General features: G+C 38.8%; 14 protein-coding genes. All 14 read right to left on the bottom strand.

What is annotated here, in order from left to right; translation table 11 throughout:
- Positions 1 to 14 precede the first annotated feature (14 nt).
- The 14 genes from P162_RS12480 to P162_RS12415 are packed head-to-tail and all read right to left on the bottom strand — an operon-like array spanning position 15 to position 15,847.
- Complete coding sequence (locus tag P162_RS12480) at positions 15 to 1,028, bottom strand: glycosyltransferase family 4 protein (RefSeq protein ID WP_031427756.1); 1,014 nt, start codon at positions 1,026 to 1,028, stop codon at positions 15 to 17.
- Positions 985 to 2,352, bottom strand: a complete 1,368-nt coding sequence (locus P162_RS12475) for an O-antigen ligase family protein (RefSeq protein ID WP_031427754.1) — start codon at positions 2,350 to 2,352, stop codon at positions 985 to 987. The genes P162_RS12480 and P162_RS12475 overlap by 44 nt, the downstream gene beginning before the upstream one ends.
- Positions 2,327 to 3,403, bottom strand: a complete 1,077-nt coding sequence (locus P162_RS12470) for a glycosyltransferase family 4 protein (protein WP_051907882.1) — start codon at positions 3,401 to 3,403, stop codon at positions 2,327 to 2,329. The genes P162_RS12475 and P162_RS12470 overlap by 26 nt, the downstream gene beginning before the upstream one ends.
- Positions 3,403 to 4,512: a glycosyltransferase gene (locus P162_RS12465; RefSeq protein WP_031427750.1), complete on the bottom strand. Its 1,110-nt coding sequence runs from the start codon at positions 4,510 to 4,512 to the stop codon at positions 3,403 to 3,405. The genes P162_RS12470 and P162_RS12465 overlap by 1 nt, the downstream gene beginning before the upstream one ends.
- The gene (locus tag P162_RS12460; protein ID WP_031427749.1) at positions 4,509 to 5,921 is read right to left on the bottom strand and encodes a hypothetical protein; all 1,413 of its coding nucleotides are present in this window, start codon (positions 5,919 to 5,921) and stop codon (positions 4,509 to 4,511) included. The genes P162_RS12465 and P162_RS12460 overlap by 4 nt, the downstream gene beginning before the upstream one ends.
- On the bottom strand, positions 5,921 to 6,907 hold the full coding sequence (locus tag P162_RS12455; RefSeq protein ID WP_031427748.1) for a glycosyltransferase family 2 protein: 987 nt from the start codon (positions 6,905 to 6,907) through the stop codon (positions 5,921 to 5,923). The genes P162_RS12460 and P162_RS12455 overlap by 1 nt, the downstream gene beginning before the upstream one ends.
- The gene (locus P162_RS12450) at positions 6,904 to 8,457 is read right to left on the bottom strand and encodes a glycosyltransferase family 2 protein (protein WP_031427747.1); all 1,554 of its coding nucleotides are present in this window, start codon (positions 8,455 to 8,457) and stop codon (positions 6,904 to 6,906) included. The genes P162_RS12455 and P162_RS12450 overlap by 4 nt, the downstream gene beginning before the upstream one ends.
- Complete coding sequence (locus P162_RS12445; RefSeq protein ID WP_031427745.1) at positions 8,454 to 9,590, bottom strand: glycosyltransferase family 4 protein; 1,137 nt, start codon at positions 9,588 to 9,590, stop codon at positions 8,454 to 8,456. The genes P162_RS12450 and P162_RS12445 overlap by 4 nt, the downstream gene beginning before the upstream one ends.
- Entirely contained in the window at positions 9,590 to 10,669 is a 1,080-nt protein-coding gene (locus P162_RS12440) for a glycosyltransferase family 4 protein (protein ID WP_031427743.1), read from the bottom strand. The genes P162_RS12445 and P162_RS12440 overlap by 1 nt, the downstream gene beginning before the upstream one ends.
- Complete coding sequence (locus P162_RS12435) at positions 10,669 to 12,060, bottom strand: hypothetical protein (RefSeq protein WP_031427741.1); 1,392 nt, start codon at positions 12,058 to 12,060, stop codon at positions 10,669 to 10,671. The genes P162_RS12440 and P162_RS12435 overlap by 1 nt, the downstream gene beginning before the upstream one ends.
- Positions 12,057 to 13,016, bottom strand: coding sequence for an NAD(P)-dependent oxidoreductase (locus P162_RS12430; RefSeq protein ID WP_031427739.1), 960 nt, complete (start codon positions 13,014 to 13,016; stop codon positions 12,057 to 12,059). Before P162_RS12430 ends, P162_RS12435 begins: the two co-directional genes overlap by 4 nt.
- Positions 12,989 to 13,690, bottom strand: a complete 702-nt coding sequence (locus P162_RS12425) for a cytidylyltransferase domain-containing protein (RefSeq protein ID WP_031427737.1) — start codon at positions 13,688 to 13,690, stop codon at positions 12,989 to 12,991. The genes P162_RS12430 and P162_RS12425 overlap by 28 nt, the downstream gene beginning before the upstream one ends.
- Positions 13,690 to 14,844 carry a UDP-N-acetylglucosamine 2-epimerase gene (gene neuC, locus P162_RS12420; RefSeq protein WP_031427735.1) on the bottom strand — a complete coding sequence of 385 codons (1,155 nt, stop codon included), beginning with the start codon at positions 14,842 to 14,844 and terminating at the stop codon, positions 13,690 to 13,692. The genes P162_RS12425 and neuC overlap by 1 nt, the downstream gene beginning before the upstream one ends.
- Entirely contained in the window at positions 14,837 to 15,847 is a 1,011-nt protein-coding gene (locus P162_RS12415; protein ID WP_031427733.1) for an N-acetylneuraminate synthase family protein, read from the bottom strand. Before P162_RS12415 ends, neuC begins: the two co-directional genes overlap by 8 nt.
- Positions 15,848 to 15,882 lie beyond the last annotated feature (35 nt).

Raw genomic sequence — 15,882 nt, 5'->3', positions numbered from 1 at the left:
AAATATAGATATTTTTATCTAAGGGTATTTTGCCATAAGAGTTTTACATTTTCCCAGTCAAAACCTTCTGCTTTCTTTCGGGCATTTTTAGTCATTAAAAGTGTTCGTCCGGGGGACTGTATAAGACTAATTATGGATTTGACAAAGCCTTCACAGTCATTATCATCAATAAGTAGTGCATCTTCTTTATCCGTCAACAAATCCGGGATTCCGCCCACGCGTGTACTTATGACTGGGAGCCCAAGTGCCATGGCTTCAATAACGCTAACTGGGGTATTGTCGTAATGCGTGGTGTTTATAAAGATATCAAAATTAACGGAACGGGAAATCCACTCCGCTTTTGTTAATTTACCAGTAAAATTAACAGGAAGTTGGTGTTTTTCAGCAAATTTTCGACAATGTTCTAAACTTCCGTCTTTATCTGCCCCCACCATACATAAACTTGCCTCTGGGTACGACTTTAATAACTCTTTTAAAACCTGAAGTGCCAGCAACGGATTATAAATTTCGGCAAATGCCCTCACCCACAGAATTTTAGGACGCAAAGATTGACGTTCCTTGAAAGTATAATTCTCTAACGTAATGGTATTGGGTATCAATTGAACCTTAATGAAACCGCTCTCCTTAAAAATGTTCTGCAAATAGGATGATGGTGCTATGTTAAAAAACGCGTTTTTAAACAGATTCTCACTTGTTTTAGGCCATTTTTTAAGCCTTTGAGGTAGATTTCCACCACGTAGTAAGGGTAAATATTTCAAATGTAGCATTTTGCACATCTGGGCAACTAACACAGCATACCAAAAATTATGGGTGCTATACGTGTCTATAAGAACATAATCTACCGTTTTACGATGTTTTAAAACCTTGTAAATCATATCTGCCAGTCTAAATATTTTATTTCGTCTGGCTGAAGCATAAAATAGTATGCAACCCTCCTGTTCAAATAAGGCTCCCAGAGTATCTATGCTACTGGGAGAATAACCTTTAGCTGCTAATTTGTTCCCTATGTAGAGTAACTTTTTTTTCATGTACAATATTAATAAGTGCCAGTGCATATAAAAAAGCTGGGGCCGCAATGCGCATAGATGAGTGGTTTATGGTCAGGAACCAAAACCCAAAAAAAGAATAGAATAAATAGTTTTTACGGTTTGTCAACCGATAAGCAAGAGGTACAAAGATGAGTAACAAAAGTGCTGCAAAACCAAAAATACCATGTTCAGAGAGCAACCTGCTCAATTCATTATGAGAAGCTGCCAGAATCCCATATACATCTTCTCGATATTCCCTTGTTTTACCTACACCAATGCCCATAATGGGATTTTCCTTGAAAAAACTCAATTCTGAACTTATCAATTCTGAACGCCCTGTGCTAATATTCTCTTTGATCCTTCCCGCGGCATCTTTATTTGCGTAGCGCAGGTCTATAAGTCCCATAGTTCTTACTGAAGTGACAAACCAAACCAGCAAAATTGCACCTGTTACCATAGTAATATATCCCATAATAGTGGATTTTCTAGGTTTTGAAATCCCCTGAAAATAACTAAACAGAAATGCAACACAAACAATCAGCGCTGTGAGCACCCCCCCTCTTGAAAAGGTCAGTATTGCTCTATATGTAAGAAGCATGAGCACAAACAGATTGATCCCAAAAACCCATTTATTCTTAGCATTTACAAAAACCTGGACAAAAACCGCAAACATGCCCAGACCAAGAATTGTAGCTACCTGATTAGGACCGAATCCGCCGGAAAGGGCAAAGTTAGAAGAGGTCCCGTTAAGTACATCCTGTGTATTCGGAGTATAAAAATACAGGTAGGAACCCATGGCAACAACGGGCATGGCGATAGCCCATAAAACATATTGCAACTGTAATTTTGTAATTCTCCTATCATAGCAGTACAGGGCTGCAATACCCAGACAAACCGGTCCGCTTAAATTGAATATGATCGCTTTACGCACATTTGTGCCCAGATCAAGGGTTGTAGCGGCATAAATAACACCGGGCAGCAACAATATGAGATAAAGCCAGTAAGGAGCAGATTTACGTGTGGTACCGCTAAGGAACAAACCTATGAGCAAAAAGCAGATAACCGAATATTTTCCAGTCTCCCAGGGAATAACTGTACTTGTCATTCTAAAGATTACCTCACCACCTGTCATATACGCAGCTGCAATAAGCGTTTGATTATGATCGTTCCCATTTTTTAAAATGAAATACAAAAAATAAACAACCGAAACCAAAAAATAAATCGTCCCTAAGGGCCTAAAGAGATAAAGCCCCAGACCTATACAGACATGAAGCAACAGGAGTCGAATATATAAATTGTTATATTTTATTAAGCGCTTCCTCATATATAGATATCACCTCTGGCAATATAACATCCCTACCGTAATAAGCAAGAATTTGCCGTTGAAAAGCACTTCCCGTTTTTTTAGCCGCTTCAAAATTCTCAAGATATTCAGATATTTTTTCTACAAAAGCTTCCGTGTCACCCACTTCAATACAGCCATCAAGGCCGTTCAAGACTTTTTTGCACTGGCCTACGTTAGTAACTACTACAGGAAGTCCTGCCTGCCCATATTCTAAAAGCGCAAGTGGCAAACCTTCGGAATCTGAACTGAGCACCCCGATATCAAAAAATGGTAATATGGCATCCATCTGATCGTTGACCCCATGATAATAAACGTTTTCCACATCGTGTTCTGCTATCGCAAGGATACTTTGAGCGTAAATATCGTTATTCTGAGAACCGAAAAGATGCAGGGTAGCTTCAGGAAATTTTGGCAAAAGCATATTAAATGCATCCAGCAGCATCCCGTGATTTTTTACCGGTCTAAGATTTGCCACACAGACAATCCGTTTTCCTTTTATCCCGGGAAAGGGATTGTGATCACTTATATCTTCCGATGGTGGGATTACAAAATTCTTAATATAATACGCGCGCTTATGTTTTAACGTATTTTGAGCCCACCTGTTTAAATTTTCGTTTACTGACAATAATGTATGAAAACTAGAAATACTACTGCGCAGCGCAATCCTTTGTAAAAAGTTTAAATTCTTATCTTCAAAAGAATGATTATGCCAAACTACAATGCAATCTGCGTAAATTAATTTCAAAAGTGCTGCTATAAAAAAGCTGGTGCCATGTGCATGAATAATATCTATCTGCTGTTCCTTCACGTATCTTTTCAGTTTAAAAAGTGCCTTAAAATCCAGGGTTTTTCTTCGGTTTAAAAAACGATAGCCCACTTCTGTATGTAGTACTTTTAGCAAAGGTCCCTCCTCCCGGGTTGTGCATAAAAATGACTTTTCTATATAATGTACGAGCGCATTTGCATAGTTTACTGCCATGCGCTCTGCACCGCCTGTTTGTAAACTATCTATAAGTTGAAGAACGCGCATTAGATCAGTTTTTTAATTTCTGCCTCAAAAAGCTCCAGGGTATATTTTCGGGACCAGAGTTGGGCTTTGTGCGATTTTGTTCGTAACGCATTTTTGTTATCCAGTTCTTTTTTTAGCCTTTTGACATCGTTTTTCAAATTGTTCTGTATCAATATGCCGCGTGCACCTTCTGCCAGCATCCAGGGCAGACAGGAAATCCTGGTAACTACAGGTAAAACACCCCACCACATAGCTTCTGCCACCACTTTTGGCCAGCCTTCTGATTTGGAAGAAAGAATCAGAAAATGACTTTTTTTGTAAGCCTGTTTGAGAGTTCTGAAATCCTGATTGCCATAAAGATAAATGAACTTTTCCAATTGGTTTTTTCGAACATAATGCTGTAGTTTAACACTTTGTGGCCCACTACCGTAAAAACTTAATTCAGCAGGAATTTCATTTTTTAAAAGTTCGTGAACAAGTTTTAAGGCATATAATGGACGTTTTCCTGCGACCAGAGCGCCTACGAACATGAAACGCAGCGGCAGATCGTATTTACGTTGTTTTATTTCGGTACGTTGATGTTCAGAATAACTTGCGGTAAAAAATGTTTTACAGTTCTTTGAACGTTGCGGCCATTCCCCATAAATGATCGCGCTCATATTTTTTGTCAGTTTTTCACTGCTTAAAATATATTTTTGAAGGCGATAGCTCCAGGGTTGTTTTGCATTTGGATCCCAGTTACCCGCATATTTGGCAGTTTTCCTTTTCTTCGGAAAAAATATCTGTGCAATACAGCCTATTAACCCCATATTCCCCGGGCAGCGTAAGTGTATGTGATCTGCTCGCCGCATGGCGTTTACTATTTTGAAGAATAATTGCGGAAACACAAGTATTGTTTTCAACACCTCAAAAACCGAAGTTAGGGCGATTGACGGAACAGGTGTAAAAACGATGTCTTTCCGATCATATTTTAGGGAAAGCGACAGTTTTTTGTTCGTCTTTGGTGCCATTACTTCAACAGATTCAACATGATTCAACCACAGGTTCATCTCTTTGATATAAGGTGCATACGCGCTTAAGCCGTTTGCGGTAATTTCATGATGGGTATGGCTTATAATCAGGAATCTCATTTCAATCTTTTGGACAGGTTATCACCCTTAAAAGTGAAGATTTTATAATCAGGATAATAATTTTTAATTTCTTCAATAAATAAATTTTCATCCTTTTGTGCATAACCATCAAAAAAAATAAAATTCTGAGTCAAATATTTTAAATGTTTTGGAGGGAAAATGATAACACTTTTTGAAGGAATTTTCTCAGCTTCTCCAAGTATATGATCTACTTTCTCGTTATACACCATTCTGGTTCTTTGATATGTTTTAAGAAGAAGATATGAGTTGTAAGATATAGACGTGAAAGAAAGAACTAATAACAACTTATACATTCTATACATAAATTGATATCCTAGATTAATTACAATTCCAACAAAAAATAATGAGGTCCCTGGAAATAAAAATCTAAAATTATAATTTTTGAATCCAGACAACGATCCCAAAAAAAATATGAACAGAAAATACAAAATTCCAGCTGAAATGTATAAAAAGCCTGATTCTTTAGTTGACATACTTAACTTTCCAAAACTTATTTTTGGTAAATACTTTCCCTCAGTTAGATACCAAATAAAAATTATGGTAATCTGTAATATTATCGCCCACAAAGAAAAACCAGGATAAATAAAAATAATTTGACCAAAGAGCGCTTTAATAAATTCAAAAAAATAAAAATTTAAAGCAAAAGGTCTGGAAATACCTGTGATCTCAGAAGTGTAATAAATATTACAATACAAGTAAACTGTATAAAAAGCGCCAGCTATAATTAAAGAACACGAATGAAGCCAGAAGTCTTTGTATCTTTTTTTACTTATTAAAATCAAACAATAAAGAGAAAGAAAGAAAAATAGGAATATTCCAACATACCTAATCAAAGGTAGAATTAGAACCAAAGTTGAAAGACACAAAACATATAAGAATTTATTTTTGTATTCTCCATACAACTGCTTTTCCAGCAAAATAAAAATTCCCAAAAGTATTGAGCAAAAAAATAATTCTGACAAGGTTGCGCTTAGAAGATATATGAAACCACCTGTAAAAAGTAAAGGATAAAAAGATATGGCATCACCTTTAAATCTATAGTTCAACAACCATAAAAATAGCATCAATACAAACAGGTTAAGTATTTTAGACGCTACAAATACAGAAGTACTTGTGAGTGCTGAACATAATGCAATAACTGTAGGATAACCCAGTGGCCAAGTAGAAAAAAAGATATCCTCATCTCCTATAGCTGGATTCACTTTATAAAAGGCAGACTGGTTTTCTTTCAACTCTTTAGCTATGGCTAAATATTCCGCCGAATCAGGTGATACATAGCCATCATGATGAAAATAGGAATTATTGAGAATTGTAATGGAAAGGATCAAAAGAATTACTCCGGCGCTAAAAACTCTGTTTTTTTTAAAAAAATCAAGGGTCCAAGTCATTATTTTACAGGCTTATTTATTAACAATGAAAACCATCCCACGGTGCGCCCCCATGCTTCCAGAAAGGCTTCTTTTTTTTGTGAAGTGTTTACGATATTGCTGTATCTTATCAAAGTCAGTAACAAGGACGTTGCATTCCACTTCAATCTTGCTTTCAAACCTGGTTTAGGGTATTTAACCCGCCAAATATACCAGCCGTTGCGTACCACCATTTTACCATATTTGTAAGCGGCAGGCCTTCCGGAAGCATCATGGTGATGTTCAACCTGGGCGGCCGTATGCACATACAGCTTGCCTAATTTAGAAAGCCGCAGGGTAAAATCAGCATCTTCATAAAGTCCATAGCCTTCAAAATAGGTTGAAAACCGAATGTGGTCAAAAACAGATTTTTTATAGCTCGCCACGCCGCCCATAAACTGTTCTACGTCATAGATTTTACCGCTGGGCGGAAGAAAACCCACCGAACGGCCGTGACTGAAATCAGGTAAGTGTGCCGGTGGCCTATCAGGTTCCAGCCCTAGTTTTTTCCTCAAAAGAAACCTACTGCCATCTTTGCGATAATATCCATCATATTCAAAAAGGCGCTGATCTGGTGCCTTGCCTCTGTTCCACACCACGTCGTTACTAATGTACCCGCCCACACCCCATGCTTCTGGAAACTGGCGATACGCTTCCTTTATTTTTTCAAAATAATCTGGTTTTAGGACGATGTCATCGTCCAGAAAGGCAATTATTTCAATGGTACTGGCCGTTTTTAAAACCCCAAAATTTCGTTGTTTTGTGAGTCCGCGGTGTTCTTCGGAAACTTTGCAATATTCGAGGCTTTCGAACTCATTTTCCGTACAAACTTGCCGAGTGCGTTCATCTTCTGATGCATCAACAACAAGAACCTGTTCAGGATAATGGGTTTGTTTTACTACTGACCTTAATAGTTTTAAAATAGCTTCTGAACGCTGGTAGGTGCAAATGATCAGGGATATGTTCATGGGTTTTGTTCTATTAGAATTTTTGCCCATTTCTTACTTATTTCCCAACGTTTTTGCATGCTACGAAAGTAAGTAAATGGATTTCTATTTGACTGCCTACCGTAGAACTTCAGGAACAATACCGTCTTAAAACCCAAACGTTGCAGAGGCGTTGCATGTTTTAACTGATAAACCATAACGGTGGGAGCCGGTTTCGGTTGAACTTTTTCATCATCCCAGGGTTGTTTCTTTTGATACCGGAAGCCACCCACCGGCGCTTTTAAATGCCTTAACTTCAAAAATGGATTGTACAGGATATCCACTCCGTTGTTGCGCAATTGCATCCCAAAATCTGCATCTTCACCAAAACCGCCTTCAAAGGCCAGATCAAAACGAATATTTTCTATACAGGAACTTTTCACAAAACTACATCCCGAACCAAAGCTGCTCCATTGCACCACATTCTCAATAATTTCCCGTTCTTCTTCTCTAAGACAACTTACGGTAAATGCCTTTGATTCGCCAGCTTCAATGAAGGAACAGGATTTAGCAATAAAATCCCCAGGAATACGGATGTCGTCATCGGCAAAAAAAACCCAATCAGCAGTTACTTTTCTCAGTGCGATATTCCGTGCATTACAGGCTCCAGCTTGATGAATAAAGACATGATCTATTTCAAAAGGCCATTCTTCGGAAGTCAGATAATGAAGTTCTGAAGAAGAATAAGGGTCTGGATTTTGCTCTACAATAATTACTTTTTTCGGTTGGAACGTCTGTTTCCGTAGATCTCCAAGTACATCGTAAAGGTATTTTTTCCTGCCTATTGTAGGAATCAAAACATCAATTTCATAGGAGTTATCTACATTGAAATTGTTATTGTTATTGTTATTGTTATTGAAAGAAAATAAAGGCTTGAAATCAGTGGTTTTACCTTTGAAAATAGCGCTAAGAAAGCTAAAAAAAAGTGCTTTTTTTTGATATATAAGCTGCTGAACAAAAAGCAACAGCAGCCAGCGCTTTTTATAATTGTTCCTTACAAAATCGTACAATACCGCGTCATCTGTGCTGTATTTAACTTCCAGATTTGGCGAATCGCTAGCAATATTGGGATCACTATATGTAAGCAAACCGTGGGGCATTCCCTGTTTGGCGACCGTACTGAGAAAATAATCAAAAGAATCTACGGGAATTTTACTTTCCTTAAAGGCTAATAGTGTTTCTGCATGAATACCGCCGCGATCGCTACTCATGATCCACGTGGGATAGGGTACTTCTCTCCTTATTTTAGTAAAAACCGAGGTATCTATAAAACCAATGGCTTCCGGCAGAAAAACACGCCCAGAACAGGAATAACTGGCCATTTTAGCCCGATTTCTAAGGATTTTTTGCCATTTAAGTTCATCTATTCCATTTTCAAAACGTTCCTCACACCATATCAAAAGTTCGTCAGGGTAATTCTCGGCCAACTCATAAAGGGCAAGCGCGGGAACATGATTTATGTAGGCGATTTGAGCCCCATTCCTGTACGCTTTCACCATCTTCTTGCCCTTATGATGTACCAGTACAATCATTTGCACAACTGTTTGTAGAATTGCTGATTCCGTTCAGCAATTTTTGCTGCTGAAAAATGATTCACTACATGCACTCTCGCTTCGTGCCCCACAGCGTTCCTCAAGTTTTTATCATCCAGCAATTGCAGTGTTTTCTCGGCATATTCCTGATGACTTTTAGGGTCTACGGTAAAGCCTGTTTTCCCATTAATCATAACTTCTTGTGCCCAACCGATATTTGAGGTGACCAATGCCTTTTCCATCGCCATTGCTTCAAGCCAGGTCATGGGCAGGGCTTCGGCGTGGCTGGGAAGTACGATCACCGTTGCTTTTGCGATTTCGTTCTGGACATTCTCGTAGTCCAATATCCCTAAAAAATGAACGTGTTCCCTCGCTTGCGGTGACAGTAATTGTTCCACCAATTTTTGGGTAGATTTTCCAGTTTTTAGATCTTTAACATCGCTTCCCGCGAAAAAAAGACTGCTTTGAGGTGACTTTTCAATGATTTTGTTGAATATTTCAGCAAGATCCAAAACCCCTTTTTTCCTGATAATCGTCCCAAAGTAAAGCAATCTGTTTTCTAGTCCCATTTCTGGCCTGGGCAGGAATTTATCACTCGCAATACTGTTCGGGATAATTTCGATTTTCTTTTTCAGCTTAAAAATTTCTCGCGTACGATCTGAAGTAAACTCACTCACTGAAATGAACCGATCAGCACCGCGTAATGCTATTTTTTCCAACCAGAAATTCTTTCTTTTTTGGCTTCTCCCTTCCAGTTCACAAAAATAAGCATCACTTCCATTAAAACGTACCACTAACGGACAGTCAAAGTTCATAAAAGCACTGATGCCGCTCCAATCTGGCGCTTCCACCACGTCGATATTTTCTAATTTGACTTGATTATTGATATAGTTTTGTACATATTTTTTATAAAAAAACCAACTAAACCATTTGTATTTGCGTTGCTTTATAAGATGAATGGTTATTCCATTATCCTGCAAAACGGCATTTTCCTGTTGACTAACAACGAAAACACTTACTTTTTCACCTAAAACAACGAGGCCTTCGGCAGCATTTTTTATACTCGTTCCTATCCCGCCATAGCGACCGGTTCTTTCGTGGGGATATTCTGGCGTGAGAAAGGCGATGTGCATCAGGAAATTAATTTTAAATGCGCATTGACCATGGTATTGATCCTAAATTCGGCTGCGATTTTAGACCGTGTATTGTGTTCTATTATTAACTCGCCAGTATAGACTTTTACAAGCATGTCAGCAAGCAACTCCGGGTTCTCTACAGGGACAATAAATCCATTGATTTTGTCTTCAACAATTTCTAAATTACCCCCTACCGGTGTTGTAATTACGGGAACATTCGCCGCCAAACTTTCTAAAAGCGTAAGACTAAAACATTCCATATGAGTGGGGTGCAGTAAATAATCATAATTGTAAAAAACACTTGAGATACGGGAAGAACTGCCTTTGAAATTAAAGTTTATGGACACGTCTTCCTTTTCGGCGCGCTGTTCTAATTCTTTCCTGTACGAACCTTCACCATATAAGTCAATTTTAAGAATTTTTCTAATGGAATCAGGCAGCAAGGTTACCGCTTTAATTAGATCCTGAATCCCTTTAGATTTCCGTAAATGGGAAACCACGACAAAACGGGGCGGTTGATTAGACTGTTCTCTTTCTTTAATATCCTCAATCACGACACCGTTATAAATTACGGTACATTTTGACTCAATATGATTTCCAAAATCTTTTTTTAATTCCTGAACCGTATATTTTGAAACTCCTACAAAAACATCAATATATCGCGAATAAATAGCTCCTTTTAGCCGTTTTTTAATCCGTTTTTTAAAGGAATGACCCTTTAATGGCCGTGGATTATGGTCTATGGAAATTATCTGTGCTTTTGTAAGCTGTTTTGCTTTTTTAAAGAACCCCGTACATATTTCTAAAAAATGGGTGATTATATGGGAATAGTTAGGTTTTTTATGTTTAAAATGGCCTAAAAAAGTCTTCTCAATGGTACTTTTCTCCGCAGGGTATATATTTAATGTATCATACGCTCCATGGGTGGCGGCGTTTGGAAAAAACCAATCCACTTCAATTCCCTTTGCTGTACATTCCGCATCAAAGCGCCAGAAAAAATGATCCATCCCCCCTACCCGTTCGGGAAACAAGCGGTAATCGCAAAGTACGGCGATATGTTTTCTTCTTTCAGCCATTATAGGTTTAAAAGTGCTTCTAATATGCGTTCGCTTGTTCCTTCCAACGTTTTTCCTATTTGTAGATCCAGCAATTGCTCTTGCTGTTTTAAGCGTGCTTTTGGATTTTTGAGACTTTCATTAATCGCGCTGATGAGTTCTTGATCGTTTTTTACAATTGCCACCGCACCACTGGCCACTACGCGTTCATAATGACTGTAGCGTAAATATTTCTGATCGTTGTAAAGGCCATTTTCTTCATTGCCAAACACGGGATTGATCACCGGTTTTTGAAAAAGCATAAAATCCATCCCCATAGTTGAGCACATGTTTATATTTAGATCGCAATGCTCTAAAAGCGAACGCAGATCCACAAGATCTTCTTCTAACGGAACGCGCTGCGACCAGGGTTCAGGATGATTTTCACGGGTAAGTTTCCATTGGGGGAAATTCCATTTTATGAATGGAAATTCTGCTTTTAAGGAAGAAAACCGACTGCCATCTTCGGCAGGTGATGTACGTACGATAAAGTTGACTTTAGGAATCTGCTTATCCCGAAGTGCTTCTGCGATAACCTTGATATACAAACCGTCATTTTGGCTTGTGGAAATATCCCCGCAGCTGTAGCAAATACTTTTATACTGATTGTTTAAATTGAAACGTTCAAAAAAATATTCTCGCGAAGAGGCATATCGGTTCAAAACATAGGGTTCAAACTGTGGAGTCCCTACAACCGTTACTGTTTGGTCCTTTGTTTTGGGATAAAAATAGTGGAGTTCCTTTTTCATGAGCGAGCTCCATACCAAAAAAGAATCAAAAGGTGCTGCCATTCTGCCTTTAGATGGCAAATTGTCCCAACTGAAAATAAAAGAACAGGTTTTAATGCCTAGTTTTTTCGCTGCATGATCAAGCAGTGCAAGATATGGTGGACGCTGGTGGGTAAAGAATAAAACATTAGGCTGATCTTTTCTCAAAAGCTCAAAATACTCCTCTGTTATGAAGTTTTCAGCAAAACTTTGCTGTTGCCAGCCATAAAACTTTTTAATACTTCTTTCGGAATTAAATATGCGTGTAATGCTAAAAACGAGTCGGGTAAGCCAGGCTCTTCGACTATTTGAAACTGCTTTATTTTTAGTTAAATTGGCATTTATGCCATAAAAATCGTTTTTATGATGCTGTAAATGCGCGACTTCTTTAAGCTTTCTAAAAAACCAGGTTTTACCGTTTTCCTTAAAAACAGGTAATTCTTTGACCTTTAAATTGGCAAAATTCAAGTCCGAGTAAACGTCCTCCGGAAGCCCGGAATATATCGTAACCCTATCAAAAGTTTCTACAGCATGGGCACAGAAATCACTCAGCACAAAATTGCGGTACCCTACGCCGTCTACTATTACGATACCTAAATGTTTCATTGTTTGCTAAGTCGTTGTAAGAATTCATCTACCACAAATTCTTCAGTGATTTGCATAGAATCTAATGTTGCACCTGCAATATGCGGAGTGATGATCACAGCATTGTGTTGTCTAGCATACGACAGAAGCGGACTATTCCTTCTTTTTTCGGGATAAAGTTCACCGGCAAGCACATCTGTTGCTAAGCCAGCCACTTTTCCTTCCAGCAAACTATTTACCAATGCATTTTCGTCAATTAGTTCCCCTCTGGAAGTATTGATGATCAACGCTCCAGTTTTTAATTTGTTAAGCTTTCTCTGATCCAAAAAATTTTCGTTTTCCTTATTTAAAGGAATGTGAATACTGAGTATGTCACTTTTCTTTAACAAATCATCAACTGTTGAAACAGCCCTGGGATGATTTTTTTTAGTTTTTGCAAGATCGTAAAAATAATAGTCCATATTAAAAGCTTCTGCATACTTTGAGATCTGCCTACCCACTCTACCAAAACCTAGAATACCCAATGTCAAAGCATTTAAGTTACGTGATTTAAACCTATCCCTATCCCAATTGCCTTCTAGCACATGAGATGCGGCAGCAGGGATTTTACGTAGCAATGCCAATAGTAGCGCCCAGGTATGTTCTGCAGTTGATGGTATATTCTCTAGAAAACCAGCATGGCCTTGGAGGGAAATAATGTCTGTATTATTTCTTTCCGCAGCAGCACAATCTATGTGGTCAAGTCCTGTGGTAGGCGTCAATATAAATTTTAGATCTGTATCCTTAAAAAAATCACGGTCAATATAATGTCCCAATCTTAAGACCATTGCATCACAATCACGAGAAACCGATTTGAGTTCTTCGGTTGTAAAAGGACCTTTTATAATTTGCCCTTTTTCCATAAGCTTTTTTTCAGCAGCTTGGGAAAAGTCCTCTGGTTCGGCTATTACTATTTTATAGCGTTTTCTTTCTTCCATAAGGGCATTAAATGTTCTAAAATATAAATATCTGTAGGTGTGTCTACATTGACCCACCATTTTTCATTCATAATATACGCAGACTTTTTACTGGGCATTAGGTTTCTTTCAGTAAAAAAAGCATCGGTTTTAATGCCATAAATACAGCCATTTCTCATATAATACGTAGGCAATTCCTGACGGCGTGTTTTCTCCAGTTCTGGATGCAGTGCATGTATTTTATTCTCTGAAATATCGTACATTCTTGCCGGGTGATTATCCCCTACCTTGACCATGCTGATTACAGCATCCGTATTATTTTGCTCTAAAAGTTCTAGTGCTTGATCTACATCACGACCTGTACGCAACGGTGCGGTGGGCTGCAACAGTACCACTATGTCAAACTGTTCTTCATTTTTTTTAAATTCCTCTAATATAAAACCTACCGTGTCTGCAACATCAGAAGTGTCTGTAGCCAATGTTTCAGGACGCAGCATGACTTCTGCTTTGTAATTTTCAGCTATTTTCGCGATTTCCCTGGAATCTGTGCTGACAAGAAGTTTAGTTATTTTTTTACTTTCCTTACCACATTCAATGGCGTAGGATAATAGAGGTTTGCCATCTATGCTCAATATATTTTTACCGGGAACGCCCTTGCTCCCTCCACGTGCCGGTATGATGCCCAGAATTTTCATCAATACGTGATTGTTTTATGATAGCGCAATGGAATAGTTGCCAGGATCTCAGCTATTTTGACACCGGCATGGCCATCGCCAAAATGATTTGCCCGCTTTTTTCTTCCGCCCTGCACTGCTTTATGAAGTGCCGCGGCAATCGCTTCTTTCTCATAGGGAACATCTATTACATTATGTCCTCGTTGCCTGTTGTGCTGTCTGCTACCTATATTTACCACGGGAACGCCAAGATAACCACATTCACGGATACCTACACTCGAATTACCAATAAGAGCGGCAGAATTATTAAGCAAACGAAGAAAATCCAGAGGTTCCATATTTTTGAAAAAACGAATATTATTAGGGTTTTGCAATTCCCGAAAAGTACGTATACCTTTAGAAGTCCCATCTGCACCAGAATCTACATTTGGCCAGAACCAAAATGTGGGCAAACCACTTTCATCAACCACTTCGAGCGTTTTTTCCACATCCTCTTTTGCTTTTGCATATTCATTGGTCACAGGATGTTGCATCACAACAATATAGTTGCCTTTCGGTGAAATTTTAGCTCCCACGCCACCATATTTTTCAACCGGATCAAAAGATAAGTTTTCGTTTTTAATTTGTTCCGCTAAATCTATGGAAGGACACCCCGTATTTATGACATATTCTGGATCTTCACCCAATCGTATGACGCGTTCCCTTGCCTCTTCAGAAGCAACTAAATGCAAATCTGCCAACTTGGTGTTTGCGTGGCGTACTTTTTCATCAATACTTCCCGTAACCTCGCCGCCCTGAATATGTACCAGAGGAATATTTTGATAGGAGGCTGCTATAGATGTGGCAATGGTTTCAAAACGATCTGCTATGGTAATAACAGCATCGGGCTGAAGGTTGTAGAACACATTGGCAAGTTCCATGACTCCAAGTCCGGTGGTTTTTGCCATAGCGGTGGGATTTTCACCCTCCAGTACCATAAAAACCTTTTCATTGATCTCAAAGCCATCACGTATGATAAAGTCTGCCGCATTACCGTAACGATCCAGCAGGGCCGAGCCCGCAATAACAAGCTGCAATTCTAGATGGGGATGTTCTTTTATGGCCGTCAACGCCGTTTTGATACGACTATAGGATGGGCGCGCGGTAATTACTACACAGATCTTTCGTTTACTCATGCATCAGGTCGTTTTCATTCAAAAAATCCCACTTTTTCATGCTGTTTGACAATTTTTTGCCAATTACACGTTCAAACTGTGCGGCATCAATTCCATAATTTTTTGGTTTCTTGGCTTCAAGATCTTCAAATTGAAGTAGATGACGCGCAGGCAAATCCTTATTTATGGAAAGGGACTTCTCAAAAATACCTTTTAATTCGGTAAAATGCGAATTATCGCGTTTATCTACTTTGTTTTGTTGCGCAGTATAAATCGTTTTAACCTGTTCTACAAGTGTGGTGATTTCTTCCATTTCCAGAGAAGACAACGCATCTGGACCCCCGTCATTTTTCCGGTCAAGAACCGCATGAAACTCCAGTATTTCGGCGCCAAGGGCCGTGGCGGCTATGCAGGTCTCTATTTTTGCAGAATGATCAGAAAAACCAACTTTGACCCCATAGCGCGCTTTTAATTCCTGAATAATGTTTAACCCATAGTGTTCGGGTTTTGTGGGATAACTCGTGGTACACTGCAGTATAGAAAAATCAACATTTTGCTGATGCAGAAAATTTACTGTTTTATCTAATTCTTCATAGGAACTCATGCCCGAAGAAAGAATGATGGGTTTCCCGGTCTGGGAGATTTTCTTTAATAAAAGGAAATTATTGACCTCCCCAGAGCCAATTTTATAGCGTTTTACCCCAATTTTTTCAAGCAGATCTACCGCAGCATTGCTAAAAGGCGAACTCATAAATTCTACGTCCTGCTCGTCGCAAGCCTGCTTGAGTTCCTGCCATTGCTCCAGCGAAAATTCCATACGCTTCCAGTATGCAAATCGTGTTTTATCATCTGAAAACCGAACGCGAAAAGGTTCATGAACACTGCTTTCCGCATCAGCGATATGTGTCTGGAATTTAATGGCATCAACTCCTGTTTTAGCAAGAGCATTAATATAATCAAGGGCTTTTTTGAAACTTCCGTTGTGGGCCTGGGCAATTTCTGCAATGAGGAAAGGTTTTTTCATAAAGTCTTAAATAGTAAAATTGAAACGTCTCAGAA

Origin of the sequence: Flavimarina sp. Hel_I_48, assembly GCF_000733945.1 — a bacterium.
Taxonomy (GTDB): domain Bacteria; phylum Bacteroidota; class Bacteroidia; order Flavobacteriales; family Flavobacteriaceae; genus Leeuwenhoekiella.
Note: the sequence above shows the minus strand (reverse complement) of the source record. Positions and strands in the feature narration are given on the sequence as shown.

Bases quoted from the DNA above. Each gene is read 5' to 3' on its own strand.
- P162_RS12460 (WP_031427749.1), bottom strand. From the start codon at position 5,921: ATGACTTGGACCCTTGATTTTTTTAAAAAAAACAGAGTTTTTAGCGCC.
- P162_RS12455 (WP_031427748.1), bottom strand. From the start codon at position 6,907: ATGAACATATCCCTGATCATTTGCACCTACCAGCGTTCAGAAGCTATT.
- P162_RS12425 (WP_031427737.1), bottom strand. From the start codon at position 13,690: ATGAAAATTCTGGGCATCATACCGGCACGTGGAGGGAGCAAGGGCGTT.
- P162_RS12465 (WP_031427750.1), bottom strand. From the start codon at position 4,512: ATGAGATTCCTGATTATAAGCCATACCCATCATGAAATTACCGCAAAC.
- P162_RS12450 (WP_031427747.1), bottom strand. From the start codon at position 8,457: ATGATTGTACTGGTACATCATAAGGGCAAGAAGATGGTGAAAGCGTAC.
- neuC (WP_031427735.1), bottom strand. From the start codon at position 14,844: ATGAGTAAACGAAAGATCTGTGTAGTAATTACCGCGCGCCCATCCTAT.
- P162_RS12445 (WP_031427745.1), bottom strand. From the start codon at position 9,590: ATGCACATCGCCTTTCTCACGCCAGAATATCCCCACGAAAGAACCGGT.
- P162_RS12480 (WP_031427756.1), bottom strand. From the start codon at position 1,028: ATGAAAAAAAAGTTACTCTACATAGGGAACAAATTAGCAGCTAAAGGT.
- P162_RS12470 (WP_051907882.1), bottom strand. From the start codon at position 3,403: ATGCGCGTTCTTCAACTTATAGATAGTTTACAAACAGGCGGTGCAGAG.
- P162_RS12475 (WP_031427754.1), bottom strand. From the start codon at position 2,352: ATGAGGAAGCGCTTAATAAAATATAACAATTTATATATTCGACTCCTG.
- P162_RS12440 (WP_031427743.1), bottom strand. From the start codon at position 10,669: ATGGCTGAAAGAAGAAAACATATCGCCGTACTTTGCGATTACCGCTTG.
- P162_RS12435 (WP_031427741.1), bottom strand. From the start codon at position 12,060: ATGAAACATTTAGGTATCGTAATAGTAGACGGCGTAGGGTACCGCAAT.
- P162_RS12415 (WP_031427733.1), bottom strand. From the start codon at position 15,847: ATGAAAAAACCTTTCCTCATTGCAGAAATTGCCCAGGCCCACAACGGA.
- P162_RS12430 (WP_031427739.1), bottom strand. From the start codon at position 13,016: ATGGAAGAAAGAAAACGCTATAAAATAGTAATAGCCGAACCAGAGGAC.